Here is a 22,682-nt window from a genome sequence, read left to right on the forward strand (position 1 = left end):
CGAAGTCCCCTCGCCGATTCTCGCTGCGTCGGAATCGCGCATGACGTCGTGCGGCCCGCGCGCAACGCCCCACGGATGAGGACCGCGTCACCGAAGGGCCTGTCGTGTAAGCGGGGGAGGGTGTGAAATCAAATCTGCGTCAGTCCTTGCGTCCGGCTCCGATATGGCTATTTGTTGTGCAGAATGAGAGCTGATGATTATTTGAGCGTTCTGCGCTCGGGCGGAAGCTCCGGAACGGCGGATGCCACGGCATCCGCGCCGCCCGTCCTGCTGGCTCCCCTCTCGGGCGTCACGGACCTGCATTTCCGCCGGGCCGTGCGCTGCCTCGGGGCGAGCGCGGTCGTGTCGGAGATGGTGGCGGCGGCCGAGTTCGCGAAGGGCAGCGAGGAAGCGCGCCTGCGCGCCGAGGGCGGCGGCATCGACCCGCACGTGGTCCAGCTCGCCGGCTGCGCGCCCGGTCCGATGGCCGAGGCGGCGCGGTTGGCGGAAGCGGCCGGTGCCCACGTCATCGACATCAACATGGGCTGCCCCGCCAAGACCGTGACCGGGGGCGAGGCGGGCTCGGCGCTGATGCGCGACCTCGACGGGGCCGCCCGCATCCTCGCCGCCGTGCGCGGTGCCGTTGCGATCCCCGTCACCGTCAAGATGCGGCTGGGCTGGGACCATGCCAGCCTCAACGCCCCCGAATTGGCGCGGCGGGCGGAGGATATCGGCCTCGACGCCGTCACGGTGCACGGCCGCACCCGCCAGCAGTTCTACAAGGGCCGGGCCGACTGGCGCGCCATCCGGGCGGTGGTGGAGGCGGTGCGCATCCCCGTCGTCGCCAACGGCGACGTCACCGATGCGGGGACCGCGCGGACCTGCCTGGCGGAATCGGGAGCGGCCGGGGTGATGATCGGGCGGGCGGCGCTGGGCCGGCCCTGGCTCGTCGGTGCCGTCGCAGCCGACCTCGCCGGGCGGCCCGCCCCGGTGCTCGACGCCGCGGCGCGGGCGCGGGTCGCCCTCGATCATTACGACGGGCTGCTGGCGCTCTACGGCCTGCGGATGGGCGTGCGCCATGCCCGCAAGCACCTGGCCGCCTACGCCGAGGCGGCCGGCGGCCTCGACGGGCCGGAGCGCATCGCGCTCCTCACCGGCACCGATCCGGCGCGGGTCCGCGACCTGCTCCTGGCCGCCTTCGGAATCGGCCCGGCCCGGGAGGGACGCGGCTCCGGCGATCGTCCCGCGATCGGGAAGGCGGCGTGACGACCATGGGCACAACGAAGGGTCCGGGACAGCCCGGCGACGAAGCCGGGGCGACGGCCAAGGCAGAGGGCGCGGCAAGGCCGCCGCGCAAGGGCGGCTACGCGCTGCCCGCCGGCCTGCCCGCCGCGGTGATCCCCACCAGCGAGGCGGTGATCAACGCCCTGCCGCTGCCGGTGATCACCATCGGCGCCGAAGACCGCATCCTCCACGTCAACCACGCCGCCGAATCGTTCTTCGACCATTCCGCCCGGCTGATGCAGCGCCAGCGCCTGGCCGACATCATCCCCTTCGCCTCGCCGATCATCGCCCTGGTCACCGACGTGCGCCGGCGGCGGGCCAGCGTGAGCGAGTACGGCGTCGAGCTGGTGCAGCCGCGCTCGGGGCAGGAGCGCAGCGTCGACGTGTTCGCGACGCCGCTCGGCGACGACGGCGAGGCGGTGGTGCTGATGCTCCAGGAGCGCACCATCGCCGACAAGATGAACCGCCAGCTCACCCATCGCGGGGCCGCCCGCTCGATGATCGCGCTGGGCGCCATGCTGGCCCACGAGATCAAGAACCCGCTCGCCGGCATCCGCGGCGCCGCCCAGCTCCTCGAGCAGTCGGGCAGCGAGGACGACCGGCTGCTGACCCGCCTGATCTGCGACGAATCCGACCGGATCGTGCGCATCGTCGAGCGCATGGAGCTGTTCGGCGACGAGCGCCCGGTGGAGCGCGGCCCGGTCAACGTCCACGGTGTCCTCGACCAGGTGAAGCGCTCGGCGCAGAGCGGGTTCGCCCGCCACATCCGCTTCGTGGAGACCTACGACCCCTCGCTGCCGCCGGTGCTCGGCAACCGCGACCAGCTGATCCAGATCATCCTCAACCTCGTGAAGAACGCCGCCGAGGCGATCGGGGCCGATACGGTGGACGGCGAGATCACCCTCTCCACCGCCTTCCGCACCGGCCTGCGCCTGCAGGTGCCGGGCTCGCGCGAGCGCGTCAGCCTGCCCATCGAGGTCGCGGTGCGCGACAACGGGCCGGGGGTCAGCCCCGACCTCCTGTCCGACATGTTCGATCCCTTCGTCACCACGAAGGCGCAGGGGAACGGCCTCGGACTTGCACTGGTCGCCAAGATCGTCGGCGACCACGGCGGCATCGTCGAGTGCGATCCCGTGCCCCGTCGGACCACCTTTCGCCTTCTCCTGCCCATGTCGAGCGCCCGGGACGGGCGTGAATCGAGCGTGGAATCCTGGAACCCGTAGAGTCGCGTCATGCAGAACCGCCACATCATCGTCGCGGACGATGACGCCGCCATCCGCACGGTGCTCAACCAGGCCCTGTCGCGGGCCGGGTACGAGGTGCGCTCCACCGGCAATTGCGCCACCCTCTGGCGCTGGGTGGCGCAAGGGGAGGGCGACCTCGTCATCACCGACGTGATGATGCCCGACGAGAACGTGTTCGACCTCCTGCCGCGCATCAAGCGGGTGCGGCCCGAGCTGCCGATCATCGTCATGAGCGCGCAGAACACCTTCATGACCGCGATCCGGGCCTCGGAGCGCGGCGCCTACGAGTACCTGCCCAAGCCCTTCGACCTGAAGGAGCTGATCGCCATCGTCGGGCGCGCGCTCTCGCGGCCGCGCGGGACGCCCGCGCCCGGCGCCGACCCGGCCCACGAGGACATCCCCCTGGTGGGGCGCTCGCCGGCGATGCAGGAGATCTACCGGGCCCTGGCCCGGCTGATGCCCACCGACCTCACCGTGATGATCACCGGCGAATCCGGCACCGGCAAGGAACTGGTCGCGCGCGCCCTGCACGACTACGGCCGCCGCCGCACCGGCCCGTTCGTGCCCGTCAACATGGCGGCGATCCCGCGCGACCTGATCGAATCCGAGCTGTTCGGCCACGAGAAGGGCTCGTTCACCGGGGCGCTCGCCCGCTCGGCCGGCCGCTTCGAGCAGGCGGAGGGCGGCACGCTGTTCCTCGACGAGATCGGCGACATGCCGATGGAGGCCCAGACCCGGCTGCTGCGCGTGCTGCAGCAGGGCGAATACACCACGGTGGGCGGCCGGGTGCCGATCAAGACCAACGTGCGCATCATCGCGGCCACCAACAAGGACCTGCGCATCTCGATCCAGCAGGGGATCTTTCGCGAGGACCTGTTCTTCCGCCTCAACGTGGTGCCGCTGCGCCTGCCGGCCCTGCGCGAGCGCTCGGAGGACGTGCCCGACCTCATCCGCCACTTCTTCGTCCTCGTCGAGAAGGAGGGCCTCAGCCGCAAGCAGCTCGACGGCGAGGCGATGGAGAAGCTCAAGCGCTACCGCTGGCCCGGCAACGTGCGCGAGCTCGAGAACCTCGTCCGGCGCCTGGCCGCCCTCTACCCGCAGGAGACCATCACCGGCCCGGTGATCGAGGCCGAGCTCGACACCCTGCCGCTGGCCCAGAGCGCGCCCCAGGGCGGCAACGGCCGCCGCCAGGCGTCGGGCGAGAGCGAGACCCTGTCGGGGGCGGTGGAGCGGCATCTCGCCGACTACTTCAGCGGCTACCGCGACACGCTGCCCCCGCCCGGCCTCTACCACCGGATCCTGCGCGAGATCGAAGGCCCGCTGATCGGCGCGGCCCTGGCCGCCACCCGCGGCAACCAGATCCGCGCGGCCGAACTGCTGGGAGTGAACCGCAACACGTTGCGCAAGAAGGTCCGGGATCTGGACCTGCAGGTGTTCCGCACGGCGCGGTGAGCGCACGGTGACAGTGATAGCGGCCCTCACACCACATCGTAATGACATCGTCGTTACGATTCGTTAGCGTGCGCGGACATGGAGGCCTCATGTCCATCCCCGTCCCGAAGCGCGACACGCTGAACATCCGTATCAGACCGGAAGATCGTGACCTTATCGATCGTGCGGCTCAGGCCGGCGGCAAGAACCGCACGGACTTCATCCTCGATGCGGCGCGGCGAGCGGCTCAGGACGCCTTGCTCGACCGCACTCTCCTCGTCGTCGAGCCGGAAGTCTTGGAGAAATTCCTCGCCCGCCTCGATGCGCCGCCGCAACCGAACGATCGGCTGCGGCGGACGATGCGAATTCCCCCTCCCTGGGATGACAGATGACGATCGGCGTGCCCGAGCCGCTGTCGAAGGATCATGATGTCGGACAGTTCGATTCCGGCGTCCCGGCACTCGACGACTGGCTCAGGCGGCGCGCCTACAAGAACCAGGTCGCCGATGCCTCGCGGACCTTCGTGGCATGCCGAGAAGGCACGGTAATCGGCTACTACGCTCTCGCGTCCGGCGGCGTGGCCACGACCGCCGCGCCAGGGCGGTTCCGCCGCAACATGCCGGAGCCTGTTCCCATCGTCGTCCTGGGACGTCTCGCCGTGGATCGCCGCCATCAGGGCATTGGGCTCGGCCGTGCCTTGTTCGTCGATGGCGCGAGGCGGGTGATCCATGCCGCCGACACCATCGGCATCCGCGGCATTCTCGTCCGTGCCATCTCCGAGGATGCGAAGGCCTTCTACCAAGCGATTGGTTTCGATGCGTCGCCGCTCGATCCCATGACCTTGATGATTGCGTTGGCCGACCTGCGGAGTAGCCTCTGAGCGCACAGTCCGATTGGAGCTGAGGTCCGAAATGCCGGTCTCATACCATTTTCGGTTGATCACTTCGTGATGCGGAAATGGGCTTCGCTCAGGCGCCGCGCGGGCTCGGTGATACGGTTCACGCTTGATCCAAGCGGAAACCGTATCACCGCCTCCCCGACACCAGCCAGCACGCGGCCCCGAGGGTCACGGCCCCCGCTTCGGCGCGGGCGGAAAAGTCGGCCGCCACCGCCGCATGGGCGCGGGCACGCAGATCGTCGTCGCGGTCGCGCAGCAGGCGCGAGACCGGCCCGAGTTCGAGCACGAAGCGCGCCGCGGCCTCGGCGGCGGCACCCGCGGCGGCCTCTCCCGACAGGCCGAGGACGAGGGGCCGGTCGATCGCCTCGATCCCGATGTCGAGGAAGCCCGCCGCGGCGAGGATGTCGCCGATGACGTCCGGGTCGGCGAAGCGGAACGGCCCCGGTCCGCCGGGCGGCGAGGGTTCTGGCGCCGGCACTAGGGGCTGGACGACGGCCAGCGGCACCGCGATCCAGGCGTTCTGCGCGAGCGGGCGCCAGCACAGGAACGTCAGGCGCCCGCCCGGCACCAGGGACCGGCGCAGGTTGGCGAAGGCCGCCACGGAATCCTCGAAGAACATCACCCCGAACCGCGAGATCACCCGCTCGAACACCGCGCCGCCGAAATCGTGGCGCTGGGCGTCGGCCTCGACGAAGGCGATCGGCGCGCCGCCCGGCGCGTCCAGGGCGGCGCGCTCGCGCGCCACGGCGAGGAGCGGCGCCGAGACGTCGGCGGCCACGACCCGGCCGCGGGCGCCGAGGTCGCGCGCGGCACGGATGGCGCAATCGCCCGCCCCGCAGCCGACGTCGAGGACGGCAGAGTCCGGCCGCAGGACCGCACCCGCGAACAGGGCCTGCGTCAGGGGGGCGAACACCGTGTCGATGGCGCGCTGGTTGCGGGCCCAGCGCCGGCCGGCGTCGCCGTTCCAGTATTCGGCCTGGGTGATGGTCTCGGCCATGGTCGCTCTCCTCAGAGCCGAATCTCATAAACCTTCGGCGCCGCCGTCGGAGCGCGGATCGTGGGTGGCCTCGATGCGGCCGTTGCCGGGGTGGCGCACCAGCATGCCGGCGTGGCCCAGCGAATCGATGTAGGCGCCGCCGAGTTCCTCGATCTCGTGGCCCATGGCGCGCAGTGCCGCGATGCAGGCCGGGTCGAACCGGTCCTCGACCTTCACGCTGAGCGATTCCGCGCCCCAGGTCCGGCCGTAGAGCAGGCGGGGCGCATCGACCGCATCGGCGACGCCCATCCGATAATCGGCGTAGCGGGAGAAGATCTGGGCCTGGAACTGCGGCTGGCCGTCCCCGCCCATGCTGCCGTAGGACATCACCCGGCCGTCGTCGAAGGCGGCCAGTGCCGGGATCAGGGTGTGGAACGGGCGCCGGCCCGGCTCCAGCGGGTTCACGGCCTTGGGGTCGAGGGAGAACGAGGTGCCGCGGTTCTGCCAGTGGATGCCGGTCTTCGGCAGCACCACCCCCGAGCCGTACTCCCAATAGATCGACTGGATGTAGGAGACGGCCAGGCCGCTGCCGTCGATGGCGCCCATCCAGACGGTGTCGCCCTCGCCGGGGTTGCGCAGGGGCAGGCTCGCGGCCCGGCGCATGTCGATCTGCGCCGCTTGCGCGTCGAGGAAGCCGGGCTCGAGGAAGCGGGACGGATCGCCGTCGAGGCGGTCGTAATCGGTGACGAAGCGGTCGCGCACGGCAAAGGCCCGCTTCGTGGCCTCGATCAGCCCGTGGTAATGCGCCGTGGTCTCCGGCCGGGCGATCTTGAGCCGGTCGAACAGGCCGAGGATGATGAGCGCCGCCAGCCCCTGGGTTGGGGGCGGGAAGTTGTAGAGCACCGCGTCGCGGCGCCTGAGCGACAGCGGCGCCCGCTCGCGCGGGGCATAGGCCTTGAGGTCGGCCCGGGTCACCGGGGCGTCGAGGCGTTCGAGGTCGGCGGCGATCTCGCGGGCGATGTCGCCCCGGTAGAAGTCGTCGAGGCCGGCATGGGCGAGCTGGTCGAGGGTGGCGGCGAGTGCTGGCAGGCGCCGGACCGCGCCGGCGGCGTAGGGCTTGCCGGCATCGAGGAAGGCGTCGGCGAACCCCGGCTGGTCGTGGAGGGCGTCGAGTTCCTTGGGCACGTAGCGCGCCTCCGACGGCGACACCGGAACACCGTCGCGGGCATGGCGGATCGCGTCGGCGAGCAGGGTCGGCAGCGGCATCCGCCCGCCCAATGCCCGGGCGAGATCGAGGGCGAGGCGCCAGCCGCCGACGGCACCGGCGACCGTGACCGCGGCGTCGGGGCCCCGGGCGGGAATCGCCTCGTATTCCTTCTCGCGGTAGCGGGCGATGGTGGCCAGACTCCCGGCGGGGCCGCAGGCCTCGATCCCGCGCACGCGGCCGCCGGGCTCGCGCACCAGCCAGAACCCGTCGCCGCCGATGCCGTTCATGTGCGGATAGACCACCGCGATGGTCGCCGCCATCGCCGCCATCGCCTCGATGGCGTTGCCGCCCTGCGCCAGCACGCTCTGGCCCGCCTTGGCGGCCAGGTGATGGGGTGCGGCCACGGCGGCCGAGGCGAAGACGGGCGTTTCTGGCATGGGGGGGCTCGTAGGGTGCAGCGAAGGTGCGAGATCGAGGGCGTCGACGTGGAGCGCACGCTAGCGACCCATGCTCTGCCTTGCAAAAGCCGGTCGCGGAAAACCGACATGCCGCGCGTTGACCGCCGCCTCTACACCCGTGTCCACCATCGCTTCGCAGCCCTCGACGGCGAGGGCATCGTGATCGCACCGCGGGAGACGACCCGCGAGCCACCGCGCCTCGCGTGAGGCCGCTCCTCGACACCGACGTCCTTTCGGCGATGACGGCGTCCGTTCCCGAGGACGAGATTCTGGCTGGCATCGCCATCCTCCCAGAGTGCGGGCGCCGGACCGCCCTGCGATCGGTCGCTCTGGCAGTGCCGATCCGGCTTCGAACGCTGCGTCTCTCGCGCCGCGCATCGGCTCCCGGACCGAGATGCGCCACACCCGATTCGTATTAATTTCGCCACACTGTTGTGGCGATGCATCAGCCCATGGCGTGGCTTCGACGGTTCAGCAAAAAGCGGCCTCCCGAGGCGGTCTCGGAGGCCTCCGAGGCCGGCGCCTCGACGGACGGAGCCGCCCCTGACGTGGTCGTCAGGCCGCCGCCGCGGGGTCCGGGCTGGATCGGCGCCCTGGTGGTCGCCACCGCGCTCGTCTCGGCCATCGCGACCTTCCTGATCCTGGCGGGCGTCATCCGGGTGACGCCGACGCCAACCGTGGGCGTCACCCTGCTCGGCATCAACGTCGCGCTGGTGCTCGGGCTCGTGGTGATCATCGCCTGGGAGGCGCGGGTCTTCCTGCACGCCCGCAAGGCCAATGCGGCGGTGGCGCGGCTGCACACCCGCATCGTCGGCCTGTTCAGCCTCATCGCGATCCTGCCCACCGTGCTGCTGGCGGTGGTGGCGGCGGTGACCATCGACCGCGGCCTGTCGCTCGGCTTCACCGACCGCGTCCGCGACGTGGTGCTGAAGTCCGTGGAGGTGGCCGACGCCTACCAGGAGAACCAGTGCCAGTCGCTGGCCCGCGAGATCCGCATCCTGGCCGACGACCTCACCCGGGCCCGGCCGAACTTCGACGTGAACCGCGACTGGTTCCAGACCTTCCTGACCACGCGGGCGACCGCCCTCGGCCTGCCGGTGGCCGAGATCATGCGCGGCCCCACCGAGGTGGTGGCCCGCGCCAAGATCGACATCATCAAGGAGCGCCGCCTGCCCTCGGCCGCCGCCTTCGAGGAGGCGGCCAAATCGAGCGATCCGATCTGCCTCGTGCCCTCCGAGGGCCGGGTCTTCGCCGCCCTCCTGCGCATGACCGCCTACGACGGGGCGGTGCTGCTGGTCCAGCGCGAGGTCAGCCAGCTCGCGGTGGAATTCCCCGGCGTGTCGCGGGCGGCGGCGGCGGAATATCTCACCTACGATTCGCTCAAGCGCTCGATCCAGATCACCTTCGCCTCGGTGTTCGTGCTGATCGCGCTGATCGCGCTGCTCTCGGCGGTGTGGTTCGGGCTCAACTTCGCCAACCGCTTCGTCGCGCCGATCCGGCGCCTCATCAACGCCGCCGACCAGGTCGCGTCGGGCAATTTCTACGCGCAGGTGCCGGCCCGCAAGACCGACGGCGACCTCGCGCATCTCGGCGAGAGCTTCAACAAGATGACGCAGGAGCTGCGCCGCCAGCACGACGGGCTGACGGCGGCCAGCGACCTCATCGACCGCCGGCGCCGCTTCACGGAGGCCGTGCTCTCGGGCGTCTCGCCGGGCGTCATCGGCGTCGACGCCGCCGGCCTCGTCACCATCGCCAACCCGGCGGTGGAGCGCACGCTGGGGATCGGCGCCGAGGAGATCGTCGGGCGGCCCCTGACCCAGGTGGTGCCCGAGTTGCAGGCCCTCTTCCCCGAGGGCAGCGAAGGCCGCCAGCGCGCGCTGCAGCAGCAGATCCAGCTCGTGCGGGACGGCCGCGAGCGCACGGTGACGGTGCGCGTCACCAGCGAGCAGGCGCAAGGGGGCCAGCGCGGCTTCGTGGTGACGCTCGACGACATCACGGACCTGGTGGCGGCCCAGCGCACCTCCGCCTGGGCCGACGTGGCGCGGCGCATCGCCCACGAGATCAAGAACCCGCTCACCCCGATCCAGCTCTCGGCCGAGCGCATCCGGCGCAAATACGGCAAGGTCATCGTCGAGGACCGCGACGTGTTCGACCAGTGCACGGCGACGATCGTGCGCCAGGTCGACGAGATCAAGCGCATGGTCGACGAGTTCTCGTCCTTCGCGCGGATGCCCAAGCCCGCCATCGGCCGCAACGACCTCGGCGAGATCGCCCGCCAGAACCTCTTCATGATGCGGGTGGCCCACCCCGACCTGGAGTTCGGCTTCTCGGGCGAGGGCGACGGCGGCGAGCCGCTCACCGCCGCCTTCGACATCCGCCTCCTGTCGCAGGCCATCACCAACATCCTCAAGAACGCCGTCGAGGCGGTGATGGCGGTGCCGGAGGCCGAGCGCGGCCAGGGCCGGGTCGACGTGAGGCTTCTCGTGGAGGACGCCTTCGCGGTGATCGAGGTCACCGACACCGGCAAGGGTTTTCCGGTGGAGGGGCGCCAGCGCCTGCTCGAGCCCTATATGACGACCCGCGAGGGCGGCACCGGGCTCGGCCTCGCCATCGTCAGCAAGGTTCTGGAAGACCATGGCGGCGGCATCGAACTGAACGACAACCCGGCCGGACGGGGCGGGCAGGTGCGCATGCGCATCCCCCGCGACGTCGAGGCCGCCGGCGGGCGGACCCCGGCCGGAACCGGTGACGACATGCGGGGGCCCCGTGCCGCCGCGCCAGACGAGAAGGGCGCCGCACGGACGGGCCCCGAGATCGCGGAGATCCTATCATGAGCGCCGATATCCTGATCGTCGACGACGAGGCCGACATCCGCGACCTCGTGGCCGGCATCCTCGACGACGAGGGCCACCGCACCCGCACCGCCGGAGGCTCCGACGAGGCCCTGGCCGCCATCGAGTCGCGCCGGCCCCACCTCGTCTTCCTCGACATCTGGCTGCAGGGCTCGCGCCTCGACGGGCTGCAGGTGCTCGACCAGATCAAGGCCGGCCACCCCGACCTGCCGGTGGTGATGATCTCGGGCCACGGCAACATCGAGACCGCGGTGGCGGCGATCAAGGCGGGCGCCTACGACTTCATCGAGAAACCGTTCAAGGCCGACCGCCTGATCCTGGTGGCCGAGCGGGCCCTCGAGACCTCGCGCCTGCGCCGGGAGGTCCGCGACCTCAAGACCCGCTCGGGCCAGGCGAGCAAGCTCGTGGGCGGCTCGGTGGCCGTCAACCAGCTGCGCCAGACGGTGGAGCGGGTCGCCCCCACCAATGCGCGGGTCATGATCCTGGGCGCGCCCGGCTCGGGCAAGGAGCTGTCCGCGCGGACCCTGCACGCCTCCTCGACCCGCGCCAACGGCCCGTTCGTGGTCATCAACGCGGCCACCATCACGCCCGAGACCATGGAGGCCGAGCTGTTCGGCGTCGAGGCGGGGGAGGGCCGGGTCCGGCGCGTCGGTGCCCTGGAGGAGGCCCACGGCGGCTCCCTCTACATCGACGAGGTCGCGGACATGCCGCGCGAGACCCAGAACCGCATCCTGCGGGTCCTGGTGGACCAGAACTTCCAGCGGGTCGGCGGCACCACGCGGGTGCATGTGGACGTGCGCATCATCTCCTCCTCCTCGCGGGACCTCGCGGAGGAGATCGCGGGGGGCCGTTTTCGCGAGGATCTCTTCCACCGGCTCTCGGTGGTGCCGATCCGGGTGCCGTCGCTCTCCGAGCGGCGCGAGGACGTGCCCGAGCTGATCGGGTTCTTCATGGAGCAGATCTCGGGCGCCACCGGCCTGCCGCGCCGGCGCATCGCCGAGGACGCCATGGCGGTGCTGCAGTCGCACGACTGGCCCGGCAACATCCGCCAGCTGCGCAACAACGTCGAACGCCTGATGATCCTCACCCACACCGATCCGGAGCAGGAGGTGACCTCCGAGATGCTGCCCACCGAGATCGGTGCCCTGGTGCCCACCACCCCCAACGGGTCGGGCGGCGAGAAGCTGATGAGCCTGGCCCTGCGCGAGGCGCGCGAGATCTTCGAGCGGGAGTACCTCATCGCCCAGATCGCCCGGTTCTCCGGCAACATTTCCCGTACCGCCGAGTTCATCGGCATGGAGCGCTCGGCCCTGCACCGGAAACTGAAGTCGCTCGGCATCGGCTCCTGAAGAATGGCGCGGTCGCGAGCGGTCGCGCACTTGCATCGGGCCGGCAATCTACGTGTAATGGCGAGGTTGACTCGCCCGGTCACGAAGTCGTGGCTGCGACCCCGACTGAAGAGAACCCGCCCGGTGAGGCGGGCGGCATGATTAAACAAGGACAAGAAAAAAATGGCGGCCGAACGCTCTCAGAACCTCCAGGACACGTTCCTCAATCACGTTCGCAAGAACAAGATCCCGCTCACCATCTTCCTCGTGAACGGCGTCAAGCTCCAGGGCGTGGTGACGTGGTTCGACAACTTTTGCGTGCTTCTGCGCCGCGACGGCCATTCGCAACTCGTCTACAAGCACGCGATCTCGACGATCATGCCGGGCCACCCGGTGCAGCTGTTCGAACCCGACGAGGCCGCGCCCGAGAAGGCGTGAGGTCGAACGCCGATCGATCCCCGCGGGGCCCTTCCCCGGGCGGGTGACGCGAAACGGAACCCGACCCGGGGTCCGGCACGACGAGCCGCGCGGCGTCGATACCGTCTGCGCCGCTCGCATCGAGCCGCCGAGATCGAGCCGCCGAGGCGGCCCTTCACGACACCGGTTCCCGGGTCGTCGCCCGCTGACGCTCCGGGCGTCCGGGACATGACGTCCGACCGGTTCGATCCTCCGCAAAAGCTCATCGGCCTCCATCGTTCGATGGGAGCACGCCCTTGTCTGCAGCCGGCAAAGGCCCATTGTCCTGGAACGCATCAGGACGAGGCCGGACAGCAGTTGACGAACCACACGATCACCCCCGGCGAAGCCCGGCTTCAGGCGATGGCGGCTCCCGAGGGTGAGATCGCGGCCGCGACCCATACCCTGGTCATCGGTCCCTATCTCGCGCGGACCGCCTCCGGCGGCAGCCGCAGCGAGGCCTCGCGGGCCACAGATGCCCGCCTCGACGAGGCCGTGGGGCTGGCGGCCGCCATCGAGCTCGACGTGGTCGAGGCGATCTGCCTGTCGCTGCCGCGCATCCGGCCCTCGACCTACCTCGGCAAGGGCCGGGTCGAGGAACTGGCCGGCGTCATCAAGGCGCGCGAGATCGGCCTCGTGGTGATGGATTGCGCCCTCTCGCCGGTGCAGCAGCGCAACCTCGAGAAGGAACTCGGCGCCAAGGTCATCGACCGCACCGGCCTCATCCTCGAGATCTTCGGGCGCCGCGCCTCGACGCGCGAAGGGCGGCTGCAGGTGGAGCACGCCCACCTCGCCTACCAGAAAAGCCGGCTCGTGCGGTCCTGGACCCACCTGGAGCGCCAGCGCGGCGGCTTCGGCTTCCTCGGCGGCCCCGGCGAGACCCAGATCGAGGCCGACCGGCGCATGATCCAGGAGCGCATGACCCGGATCGAGCGCGACCTCGACGGCGTCACCCGCACCCGCGGCCTGCACCGACAGGGCCGCGCGAGGGTGCCGTACCCGATCGTGGCCCTCGTCGGCTACACGAACGCGGGCAAGTCGACCCTGTTCAACACCCTGACCAAGGCCGAGGTGATGGCGCAGGACATGCTGTTCGCCACCCTCGACCCGACGGCGCGCGCCACCAGGCTGCCGCACGGCGAGACCGTGATCCTGTCCGACACCGTCGGCTTCATCTCGGACCTGCCGACCTCCCTCATCGCGGCCTTCCGCGCGACGCTGGAGGACGTGATCGAGGCCGACATCCTGCTGCACGTGCGCGACATCTCGCACGGCGACAGCGAGGCCCAGGCCGAGGACGTCGGCGGGGTCCTGCGCGAACTCGGCATCGAGACCTCGGCCGACCGGATCATCGAGGTCTGGAACAAGGCCGACCTGCTGGACGAGGACGAGCGCAACCGCCTCCTCAACCTCACGGGGACCGGGCGGAGCGACCGCGACAGCGGCGCCCCCGTCCTCGTCTCCGCGGTGACCGGCGAGGGGATGGCGGCGCTCACGAGCCGGATCGAGGCGCGGATCGCCAAGTCGCGCTCGACCTTCGCGGTGGTCCTCTCACCCGAGGACGGCGGCGCCCTGCATTGGCTCTACGAGAACGCGGAAGTGCTCGACCGGCGCGAGGAGGAGGGCGGCACGATCCACCTCGCCATCCGCATCGCCCCCGAGAAGGAGCCGCGTTTCCTCAACCGGTTCGACGGGGCGCGGCGCCTGAGCCGGGCGGGGTGAGGGCGCTCCGACCCTCCGTGCGGGGAGACGAATCGGAGGCGAGGGTGGCGAAGACGGCACCGCGACGCTCGACCCCGCACCCTTCCCTCTCCCCGTTAAGGGGGAGGGGGAAGGGCGGAGCGCAAGGCCTTACGGCTGCAGGACGCCGTTCACGACGTGGATGACGCCGTTGGACTGCATCACGTTGGCCACCGTGACCTTGGCGGTGCTGCCCTTGGTGTCGGTGACGAACACCGACTTGCCCTTGGCCTGGATCACGAGGGGGGTGCCCTCGACGGTCTTGAGCTGGGCCTCGCCGCCGCCGTCCTTGACGAGCTTCATCAGGTCCTTGGCGGTGTAGGTGCCCGAGACCACGTGATAGGTCAGGATCTTGGTGAGGGTGCCCTTGTTCTCGGGCTTCACCAGGGTCTCGACGGTGCCGGCCGGCAGCTTGGCGAAGGCGGCGTTGGTGGGCGCGAACACCGTGAACGGACCCGGGCCCGACAGGGTGTCGACGAGGCCGGCGGCCTTGACGGCGGCCACCAGGGTCGTGTGGTCCTTGGAGTTGACGGCGTTCTCGACGATGGTCTTGGATGCGAACATCGGTGCGCCGCCGACCATCGGGTTCTTGGCGAAGGCCACGGCCGGCAGGGCCGCGCCGACCGAGACGGCCAGGGCCACGGCGGCGGCGGTGGAGGCGAACGAGCGGCGGGCGTTGGACATCATCATGGAGCGTTTTCCTCGGTACGAGCCCCTGCGATCGGGGCGGTGATCGGTCTTACGGGGCTCTCCGGGGAAAAGTTTCAGGGCTTTCGTCCGAGGGCGATCGTAGCCGCACCGGGAGCCGGGGTTTTCGGGCGCCGAGGTCCGTATCGAGATGCGAGTCCGCATGAGGATGATTGCGGCGCTCCGATCTCGCGCCTATAAGCGAGGCATCCCCTTTTTGATGGCGTGAGACGGGACGCTTCGGATCAATGGATCCGGACCCCCGCGGACCGATTCCCGGACCGGCTCGTCCTCGCCCGCCGTGTTTGGAGTTGCCCGATGTCCCAGGGTCCGCTGATGCCCAAGGCGACCGCCGTCTGGCTGGTCGAGAACACGTCGCTCGCCTTCGAGCAGATCGCCGACTTCTGCAAGCTGCACCCGCTGGAGGTGAAGGGCATCGCCGACGGCGAGGTCGCGGCCGGCATCAAGGGGCTCGACCCGATCACCACCGGCCAGCTCACCCGCGACGAGATCGAGAGGGCGCAGCGGGTGCCCGACTACAAGCTCAAGGTCGCGGTCTCGAAGGTGAAGCTGCCCGAGGTCAAGCGCACCACCAAGGGCCCGCGCTACACGCCGCTGTCGCGTCGGCAGGACCGGCCCAACGCCATCCTCTGGCTGCTGCGCAGCCACCCCGAGCTCAAGGACGCGCAGATCATCCGGCTGGTGGGCACCACCAAGTCGACGATCCAGCAGATCCGCGAGCGCACCCACTGGAACTCGAGCGCCCTGCAGCCGATGGACCCGGTGACGCTGGGCCTCTGCACGCAGATCGACCTCGATTTCGAGGTGCAGCGTGCCGCCAAGGACCGGCCCGCCACCGTGCCGGCCGACGTCGGAGCGAGCCTCCTGCCCACCGAGCTCTCAACGGCGCAAGAGACCGACGAGCACGCCGAGCACCACCGCAACGCCCGCGACGAAAAACTCAACGTCGATTCGGTCTTCGCCAAGCTCAAGGGCATGCGCCAGACCGACGAGGACGACGAGGACTGATCACCGCCTGCGGGCCTGGCGCCGAAGACCTCTTGAGACCTCTTGGCCGCGGGCGGGATATCGCGACGTCGGCCAGGAGCACGAACGAGGACTGTCTCGGCCGGGCCCGGCCCGGCCGGGGCTGCCGAAACGGCTCGCCAAGTGCGATAAAATGCCGGATAGTGTTCCGCCGCGATGGGCGAGGGCATCGCATCTGGAGCGTCCCATGGCCTCCCTGGGAACCGACACCGACGCCGGCCCGGTCTACGACCGGGCATCGCGGAGCGAGCGATCCGCAGTCGGGCCGGGCGGCCTGCGCCCTTGCAATATCGTTCAGGGTGCTGTGCAGGAGCCTGTGACGCTCGCGGAATCGCTCATGGCGGACGCCGGCTGGAGCGCGTCGAACTTCAGCGAGGCCGGCCCCAACCCGCCGTATCTGCGCATCGGCGGCAAGCTGTGGGTGACGCTGACCGAATACGAGCCCTGCTTCTCCTCCTATCACCGCGATCGGATGCTGTTCCGCTCCAAGGTCTCGATGACCGAACATCTCGGCCGATACCGCGAGATCATGGTCGACCCGATCGCCTTCGAGGAATGCTACGGGCCGGGGGAGGGGACAGACGCCACCTTCCCGTTCGGGGCCTGGCTGGAGATCCGCGAAGTCGGCTTCAAGGGTCTGACCCTGTGGGGCCGGCGCCACGGCACGGTGACGCTGCCCCTGGAACCCCTCGCGGTGGCCTCGGCGGTGTGGCTGCGCGGCGGTGGGCCGCACAAGGCTTCCCTGACCTGACCAAGCTTCCTTGACCTGAGACCGGCGCCCAAACGGCGCGGCGCGGTTGCCCCTGAGCGCGCGATCGCGTATGTCGTCGCCGTTCCTCACGATGGATGCGACGTCTCCTGGGCAGTTCCTGCCCGCCGCCGCGCCATTGCGGGGATGGCCCTCGACCAGCGTTGAGACTGCGTCGGCCCTCCCTCGGGGAGGTGAGCCCGTCGATCCCGAACGGATCCCGGGCGGCGTCGGAGGGGGTCTCCCGTCACACGAGCCGCCGATGCCGGCCTCTTCAGGAGGCCTGTCAGGAGACAGAATGACCGCTGGTAACGCCCTGCAGCGTAGCCCGAGCCGCGACGACTTCGCGGCTCTCCTCGAGGAGAGCTTCCTCGAGCACGAGATCACCGAAGGTTCCGTCGTCAAGGGTCGCGTCGTCGCGATCGAGAAGGACGTCGCCGTCATCGACATCGGCGCCAAGACGGAAGGCCGTGTCGCCCTCAAGGAATTCAACGGCCCCGGCCGCGACGACCTCGCGGTCGGCGACGAGGTCGAGGTCTATGTCGACCGCATCGAGAATGCGCTCGGCGAGGCCGTCATCTCGCGCGACAAGGCGCGCCGCGAGGAGAGCTGGGTCAAGCTCGAGAAGGCCTTCGAGGCCAACGAGCGCGTCACCGGCGCGATCTTCAACCAGGTCAAGGGCGGCTACACCGTCGACCTCGACGGCGCCGTGGCGTTCCTGCCGCGCTCCCAGGTCGACATCCGCCCCGTGCGCGACGTCACGCCCCTGCTCGGCACGCCCCAGCCGTTCCAGATCCTCAAGATGGATCGCCGCCGCGGCAACATCGTGGTCTCGCGCCGCACCGTCCTCGAGGAGAGCCGCGCCGAGCAGCGCTCCGAGCTCGTGGCCAACCTCGAAGAGGGCCAGGTCATCGACGGCGTCGTCAAGAACATCACCGAATACGGCGCCTTCGTGGATCTGGGCGGCATCGACGGCCTGCTCCACGTCACCGACATGGCCTGGCGCCGCGTCAACCACCCGTCCGAGGTCGTGACCATCGGCCAGACGGTCAAGGTCAAGATCATCAAGATCAACCACGAGACCCACCGCATCTCGCTCGGCATCAAGCAACTGCTCGCCGATCCGTGGGAGGGCATCGCCCAGCGCTACCCGGTCGAGGCCAAGATCAAGGGCCGCGTCACCAACATCACCGACTACGGCGCCTTCGTGGAGCTGGAGCCGGGGATCGAGGGCCTGATCCACGTCTCCGAGATGAGCTGGACCAAGAAGAACGTCCACCCCGGCAAGATCGTATCCACCTCCCAGGAAGTGGAAGTGCAGATCCTCGAGGTCGATCCGGTCAAGCGCCGCATCTCGCTCGGCCTCAAGCAGACCCTGCAGAACCCGTGGGAGGCCTTCTCCGAGAAGCATCCCGTCGGCTCCGAGGTCGAGGGCGAGGTCAAGAACAAGACCGAGTTCGGCCTGTTCATCGGCCTCGAAGGCGATGTCGACGGCATGGTCCACCTGTCGGATCTCGACTGGAACCGTCCCGGCGAGCAGGTCATCGAGGAGTTCAAGAAGGGCGACATGCTGCGCGCCCAGGTCCTCGACGTCGACGTCGAGAAGGAGCGCATCTCGCTGGGCGTCAAGCAGCTCGGCGGCGACCCCTTCGCCGAGGCCGGCGAGCTCAAGAAGGGTCAGGTCGTGACCTGCGAGGTGGTCGAGGTGAAGGATTCGGGCGTCGAGGTGAAGATCATCGACACCGACCTCTCGACCTTCATCCGCCGTGCCGAACTCGCCCGCGACCGCGGCGACCAGCGTCCCGAGCGTTTCGCCGCCGGCGAGAAGTTCGATGCCCGCGTGATCCAGTTCGACCGCAAGGTCCGCCGGGTCCAGCTCTCCATCAAGGCCCTCGAAATGGCCGAGGAGAAGGAGGCGATGGCCCAGTTCGGCTCCGCCGATTCGGGTGCCTCGCTCGGCGAGATCCTGGGCGCGGCCTTCAAGAAGGCCCGCACCAGCGACGACAAGGACGAGGAATAGTCTCATCCCCCGCCGCCCTTCGGGGCGGTGGGCCGGACGACCACGCAACCCGCGCGGGATCGCCTCCCGCGCGGGTTTTTCCATGCCATGCGCGCAGCCTCTTCGATGCGCGCACGTACAGCCTCTTGCCGCTCCGGCGCGGGCGGGGCTAGAACACCGCCCCCGAGTCGACCTCCCGGGCGCCAAGCCCATGCTCGCCAAGTCCATGCCCGCCAAGCCCATCCCCGCCAAGTCCATGCCCGCCAACGACTTGGCGACCGTCACGGACCCGAACGCGACGCCGAAGGATGGTGCAAACGGTCCGGGGTTGTGGGAGAAGGGGGCAAGAACAGGCTCGCCCCAATCCGAGCCGGACCCGCGGGAGTGACCGAACGCATGGCAGCCGACGCCGAACTTCTGATCGATCGCCGCCGCCTGCGCCGAAAGCTGTCGGTGTGGCGCGTGGTCGGCATCGGCTCCCTCGTGGTGGCGGTGGGCGCCGTGGGCCTTCGCCTGCGCGGCGGCGAGGTCGCGGGCTTCGGTGCCATCAAGCCGCAGATCGCCCGCATCAGCGTGGGCGGCTTCATCGCCGGGAGCGAGGAGACCACCAAGCTGATCGCGCGGGTGCGCGAGTCGAGCGCCGTCCAGGGCGTGGTGGTCTCGATCTCCTCGCCCGGCGGCACCACGACCGGGTCGGAGGAACTCCACCGCAACCTGCGTGCGCTCGCCGAGAAGAAGCCGATGGTGGCCTTCGTCGACGGCACCGCCGCCTCGGGCGCCTACATCGCCGCGATCGCCGCCGACCACATCGTGGCGCGCGAGACCGCGCTGGTCGGCTCGATCGGCGTCCTGTTCCAGTACCCGGACCTGTCCGGGCTTCTCGACAAGGTCGGCGTCAAGGTCGAATCCATCAAGTCGGCCCCGCTCAAGGCCGAGCCGTCGGGCTTCACCCCGACCTCGCCCGAGGCGCGCGCGGCCCTGGCCGCGGTGGTCGGCGATACCTACGGCTGGTTCAAGGGCCTCGTCTCCGACCGTCGCAAGATGAGCGACAAGGAACTCGCCGTGGTCGCCGACGGTCGCGTCTTCAGCGGGCGCCAGAGCGTGCCCCTCAAGCTCGTGGACGCGCTGGGCGGCGAGCGCGATGCCGTGGCCTGGCTCGAGAACAGCCGCGGCGTCGCCAAGGGACTGCCGGTGACCGATTGGAAGCCCAAGGGCAAGAGCGACTTCCAGCTCTGGTCGGCGCTGGGCACCGGCGCCGATCTCCTCGGCCTCCCGGGAGCCGCGATGCAACTGCGCGCCGTCGGCACCGAGACCACCGACCTCGCCCAGGGCGGCCTGCTGGCCCTGTGGCGGCCCTGATCGACCTACGGTTCTCCACCCTCCACCGCCGGCCTCGCCGGCGACAGACCTGCGAGAAGACGGCCGCATGATCAAGTCGGAGCTCGTGCTCAGGATCGCCGAGCAGAACCCGCATCTCTACCAGCGCGACGTCGAGACCCTGGTCAACGCCATCCTCGACACGATCGCCGACGCCCTGGCGCGGGGCGACCGGGTCGAGCTGCGGGGCTTCGGCGCCTTCTCGGTGAAACGCCGCGATGCGAGGCGGGGACGCAACCCGCGCACGGGAGCGGCCGTTGCCGTTTCCGAGAAGGCCATCCCCGTCTTCAAGACCGGCAAGGAAATGCGCCAGCGCTTGAACGACGCGGGGATCGGCGACGATCGGGCCGAGGCGGCCCCGTGACGAGATTCACGACAACCGGAGGACTTCGATGATCCGCTTCCTCAAGGGACTTGTGCTGCTGCCTGTGGCGATCGTCGTCGTCGCGCTGGCGGTGGCCAATCGCGAGGCGGTGCGCCTGTCCTTCGATCCGTTCTCGCCCGACATGCCCGTCTTCAGCGTGACGCTGCCGTTCTACCTGATCCTGTTCGGGGCGGTGGCGCTGGGCGTGGTGCTCGGCGGGATCGGCACCTGGCTCGGCCAGTCCGGCGTCCGCCGCCGCAGCCGCGATCGCCGCCGCGAGATCCACCGCCTCGAGACCGAGACCGCCCGGCTCAAGACGCAGGTGCCGAGCGGCGACGACCTCTATTCGCGCGGCGGCACGAACCAGGTCGCCCTGCCGGCGCCGCGCTGACACCACGATGCCCGAGACGCGCGTCAAGATCTGCGGGCTGAGCACGGCCGACACCCTGGAGGCCGCCCTCGATGCCGGGGCCGACCTCGTCGGCTTCGTGCATTTCCCAAAGAGCCCGCGCCACGTCGACTGGGAGACCGGAGCCCGCCTGTCGGCGCAAGCGAGGGGCCGTGCCGGGCGCGTCCTCCTCCTGGTCGATCCCGACGATGCGCTGCTGGCGCAAGGCCTCGCCGCGGTCGAGCCGGACCTGGTGCAGCTCCACGGCAGCGAGTCCCCCGAACGCGTCGCCGCCATCCGCAAGGCGATCGGGCGGCCGGTGATCAAGGCGATCGGCATCGCCAGGCGGGAAGACCTGGCGGCACTGGCGCCGTATGCGGGCGTGGCCGACATCCTCCTCCTCGATGCCAAGCCGCCGACGGACGCCGACCTGCCGGGCGGCAACGGCCATGCCTTCGACTGGGATGTCCTTGCGGGCGCCGAATTGCCCGCCGGAACGATGCTGTCGGGTGGGCTGACGCCGCAGACCGTGGCGCAAGCCCTGCGCCGGACCGGCCTCGGCGCTCTCGACGTCTCCTCGGGCGTGGAGCGCGCGCCGGGGGTCAAGGATCCGGACCGGATCCGGGCCTTCATGGCCGCGGCGCGCGCCGGCGGCGGGTGAAACCGGAAGCCTCGCGTTTTCCGCCCGGATGGCGCTCGCGCCGCATTGTCGGCAAACCGTGCTAGACTCATGTGAGAGCCCGGAACCGCATCGTTTCGTTCACGAACCGCGATCCCCGTCGCCGGCCGGAGGCACGACCTCACGCTGCCCGCCGACACGGAGGACGCCCGCTTGCAAGGAACCGCTACCGTGACCATCGCCCCGACCCCGAACTCGTTCCGCACCGGCCCCGACGAGCGCGGCCGCTTCGGCATCTTCGGCGGACGTTTCGTGGCCGAGACGCTGATGCCGCTGATCCTCGACCTCGAGGCCGCCTACACGAAGGCCAAGGCCGACCCGGCGTTCCAGGAGGAGATGGACGGCTACCTGACCCACTACGTCGGCCGGCCGAGCCCGCTCTACTACGCCGAGCGCTTCACCGAGCACCTGCGCGCGCAGTCGGAGCCGGGCCACGGCGCCAAGGTCTACTTCAAGCGCGACGAGCTGAACCACACCGGCTCGCACAAGGTGAACAACGTGCTCGGGCAGATCCTGCTCGCCCGCCGCATGGGCAAGCCGCGGATCATCGCCGAGACCGGGGCCGGCCAACACGGGGTCGCCACCGCCACGCTGTGCGCCCGCTTCGGCCTGAAGTGCGTGATCTACATGGGCGCCGTCGACGTGGCGCGCCAGGCGCCCAACGTGTTCCGCATGAAGATGCTGGGCGCCGAGGTGGTGCCGGTGCAATCGGGCACCCGCACCCTGAAGGACGCCATGAACGAGGCCCTGCGCGACTGGGTCACCAACGTCGCCGACACGTTCTATTGCATCGGTACCGTGGCCGGGCCGCACCCGTATCCGGCGATGGTGCGCGACTTCCAGTCGATCATCGGCAAAGAGACGAAGGAGCAGATGCTGGCGCGGGAAGGGCGGTTGCCCGACTCGCTGGTCGCCTGCATCGGCGGCGGCTCCAACGCCATGGGCCTGTTCCATCCCTTCCTCGACGACCGCGACGTCGAGATCTTCGGCGTCGAGGCCGCCGGTCACGGCGTCTCCTCGGGGCTGCATGCCGCCTCGCTCACGGGAGGCCGGCCCGGCGTGCTCCACGGCAACCGCACCTACCTGCTGCAGGACGCCGACGGCCAGATCTCGGACGCCCATTCGATCTCGGCGGGCCTCGATTATCCCGGCATCGGGCCCGAGCATTCCTGGCTGCACGAGACCGGCCGCGTCACCTACATCTCGGCCACCGACCAGGAGGCGCTGGAGGCGTTCAAGCTGTGCTCGCTCCTGGAAGGCATCATCCCGGCGCTCGAACCGGCCCATGCCCTGGCCAAGGTGATGCAGCTCGCCCCCACGAAGCCGGTCGACCACCTCATGGTGGTCAACCTCTGCGGCCGCGGCGACAAGGACGTGCCGCAGGTGGCCGAGATCATGGGCACCACCCTCTAGAACGTCGGACCGGGAGGTGGTCGCCGGCTTTGGAAGAAAGCCGGCGACCACGATGCGCAAAGCCGACGCCAAACGCACCCCAAACGCACCGTTGACACCACGCGGCGGTTTTCCCTATACCGCCGGC

The 22,682-nt window shown here is 70.1% G+C and carries 20 protein-coding genes; 17 read left to right on the top strand and 3 right to left on the bottom strand.

Going from position 1 to position 22,682, the window contains the following annotated elements; all coding sequences use genetic code 11:
• Positions 1-183 precede the first annotated feature (183 nt).
• From dusB to ASG40_RS19110, 5 genes are all read left to right on the top strand, one after another.
• The gene (gene dusB, locus ASG40_RS19090; RefSeq protein ID WP_055889328.1) at positions 184-1,245 is read left to right on the top strand and encodes a tRNA dihydrouridine synthase DusB; all 1,062 of its coding nucleotides are present in this window, start codon (positions 184-186) and stop codon (positions 1,243-1,245) included.
• 5 nt (positions 1,246-1,250) lie between these two features.
• Positions 1,251-2,486 carry a two-component system sensor histidine kinase NtrB gene (locus ASG40_RS19095; protein WP_443136635.1) on the top strand — a complete coding sequence of 412 codons (1,236 nt, stop codon included), beginning with the start codon at positions 1,251-1,253 and terminating at the stop codon, positions 2,484-2,486.
• A 9-nt stretch (positions 2,487-2,495) separates the two neighbouring features.
• Entirely contained in the window at positions 2,496-3,959 is a 1,464-nt protein-coding gene (gene ntrC, locus ASG40_RS19100; protein ID WP_055889331.1) for a nitrogen regulation protein NR(I), read from the top strand.
• Between the two features lie 89 nt (positions 3,960-4,048).
• Positions 4,049-4,330: a type II toxin-antitoxin system TacA family antitoxin gene (locus ASG40_RS20880; RefSeq protein ID WP_082524156.1), complete on the top strand. Its 282-nt coding sequence runs from the start codon at positions 4,049-4,051 to the stop codon at positions 4,328-4,330.
• The gene (locus ASG40_RS19110; protein WP_055889336.1) at positions 4,327-4,818 is read left to right on the top strand and encodes a GNAT family N-acetyltransferase; all 492 of its coding nucleotides are present in this window, start codon (positions 4,327-4,329) and stop codon (positions 4,816-4,818) included. The genes ASG40_RS20880 and ASG40_RS19110 overlap by 4 nt, the downstream gene beginning before the upstream one ends.
• 145 nt (positions 4,819-4,963) lie before the next feature.
• Here the strand turns inward: ASG40_RS19110 and ASG40_RS19115 are convergent, their stop codons facing one another.
• Both ASG40_RS19115 and ASG40_RS19120 read right to left on the bottom strand, forming a co-directional pair.
• Positions 4,964-5,833 (bottom strand): class I SAM-dependent methyltransferase, encoded by an 870-nt coding sequence (locus ASG40_RS19115; protein WP_055889339.1) that lies wholly within the window; start codon positions 5,831-5,833, stop codon positions 4,964-4,966.
• Positions 5,834-5,857: 24 nt separating this feature from the next.
• Positions 5,858-7,456 (bottom strand): gamma-glutamyltransferase family protein, encoded by a 1,599-nt coding sequence (locus tag ASG40_RS19120; RefSeq protein ID WP_055889348.1) that lies wholly within the window; start codon positions 7,454-7,456, stop codon positions 5,858-5,860.
• Between the two features lie 473 nt (positions 7,457-7,929).
• On the opposite strand from ASG40_RS19120, the gene ASG40_RS19125 reads away from it, so the two are divergent.
• The 4 genes from ASG40_RS19125 (at position 7,930) to hflX (ending at position 13,835) form a co-directional block, all read left to right on the top strand.
• A complete protein-coding gene (locus ASG40_RS19125) occupies positions 7,930-10,311 on the top strand; it encodes a sensor histidine kinase NtrY-like (RefSeq protein WP_055889501.1) in 2,382 nt (793 codons plus the stop codon).
• On the top strand, positions 10,308-11,678 hold the full coding sequence (gene ntrX / locus ASG40_RS19130) for a nitrogen assimilation response regulator NtrX (protein WP_055889351.1): 1,371 nt from the start codon (positions 10,308-10,310) through the stop codon (positions 11,676-11,678). The genes ASG40_RS19125 and ntrX overlap by 4 nt, the downstream gene beginning before the upstream one ends.
• A gap of 162 nt (positions 11,679-11,840) precedes the next feature.
• Positions 11,841-12,095, top strand: coding sequence for an RNA chaperone Hfq (hfq, locus tag ASG40_RS19135; protein WP_055889353.1), 255 nt, complete (start codon positions 11,841-11,843; stop codon positions 12,093-12,095).
• A gap of 381 nt (positions 12,096-12,476) precedes the next feature.
• The gene (hflX, locus tag ASG40_RS19140) at positions 12,477-13,835 is read left to right on the top strand and encodes a GTPase HflX (protein WP_055889504.1); all 1,359 of its coding nucleotides are present in this window, start codon (positions 12,477-12,479) and stop codon (positions 13,833-13,835) included.
• A gap of 129 nt (positions 13,836-13,964) precedes the next feature.
• Here hflX and ASG40_RS19145 read toward each other — a convergent pair whose 3' ends face one another.
• Entirely contained in the window at positions 13,965-14,537 is a 573-nt protein-coding gene (locus tag ASG40_RS19145) for a fasciclin domain-containing protein (RefSeq protein WP_055889506.1), read from the bottom strand.
• A 321-nt stretch (positions 14,538-14,858) separates the two neighbouring features.
• Between ASG40_RS19145 and ASG40_RS19150 the strand changes: the two genes are divergently transcribed.
• The 8 genes from ASG40_RS19150 (at position 14,859) to trpB (ending at position 22,555) form a co-directional block, all read left to right on the top strand.
• Positions 14,859-15,569, top strand: a complete 711-nt coding sequence (locus ASG40_RS19150; protein ID WP_055889356.1) for a DUF1013 domain-containing protein — start codon at positions 14,859-14,861, stop codon at positions 15,567-15,569.
• Between the two features lie 205 nt (positions 15,570-15,774).
• On the top strand, positions 15,775-16,338 hold the full coding sequence (locus tag ASG40_RS19155; RefSeq protein ID WP_082524157.1) for a hypothetical protein: 564 nt from the start codon (positions 15,775-15,777) through the stop codon (positions 16,336-16,338).
• 295 nt (positions 16,339-16,633) lie between these two features.
• Complete coding sequence (rpsA, locus tag ASG40_RS19160) at positions 16,634-18,355, top strand: 30S ribosomal protein S1 (RefSeq protein WP_055889359.1); 1,722 nt, start codon at positions 16,634-16,636, stop codon at positions 18,353-18,355.
• 375 nt (positions 18,356-18,730) lie between these two features.
• Positions 18,731-19,693 carry a signal peptide peptidase SppA gene (gene sppA, locus ASG40_RS19165; protein ID WP_055889361.1) on the top strand — a complete coding sequence of 321 codons (963 nt, stop codon included), beginning with the start codon at positions 18,731-18,733 and terminating at the stop codon, positions 19,691-19,693.
• Positions 19,694-19,760: 67 nt separating this feature from the next.
• A complete protein-coding gene (gene ihfB / locus ASG40_RS19170) occupies positions 19,761-20,075 on the top strand; it encodes an integration host factor subunit beta (protein ID WP_055889363.1) in 315 nt (104 codons plus the stop codon).
• 28 nt (positions 20,076-20,103) lie between these two features.
• Positions 20,104-20,466 carry a lipopolysaccharide assembly protein LapA domain-containing protein gene (locus tag ASG40_RS19175; protein ID WP_055889366.1) on the top strand — a complete coding sequence of 121 codons (363 nt, stop codon included), beginning with the start codon at positions 20,104-20,106 and terminating at the stop codon, positions 20,464-20,466.
• A 7-nt stretch (positions 20,467-20,473) separates the two neighbouring features.
• The gene (locus tag ASG40_RS19180) at positions 20,474-21,124 is read left to right on the top strand and encodes a phosphoribosylanthranilate isomerase (RefSeq protein ID WP_055889369.1); all 651 of its coding nucleotides are present in this window, start codon (positions 20,474-20,476) and stop codon (positions 21,122-21,124) included.
• A gap of 189 nt (positions 21,125-21,313) precedes the next feature.
• Positions 21,314-22,555 (top strand): tryptophan synthase subunit beta, encoded by a 1,242-nt coding sequence (trpB, locus tag ASG40_RS19185; protein ID WP_055889371.1) that lies wholly within the window; start codon positions 21,314-21,316, stop codon positions 22,553-22,555.
• Positions 22,556-22,682: the final 127 nt, after the last annotated feature.

It is taken from the genome of Methylobacterium sp. Leaf399 (assembly GCF_001424525.1).
In the GTDB taxonomy this organism is placed as follows: domain Bacteria; phylum Pseudomonadota; class Alphaproteobacteria; order Rhizobiales; family Beijerinckiaceae; genus Methylobacterium.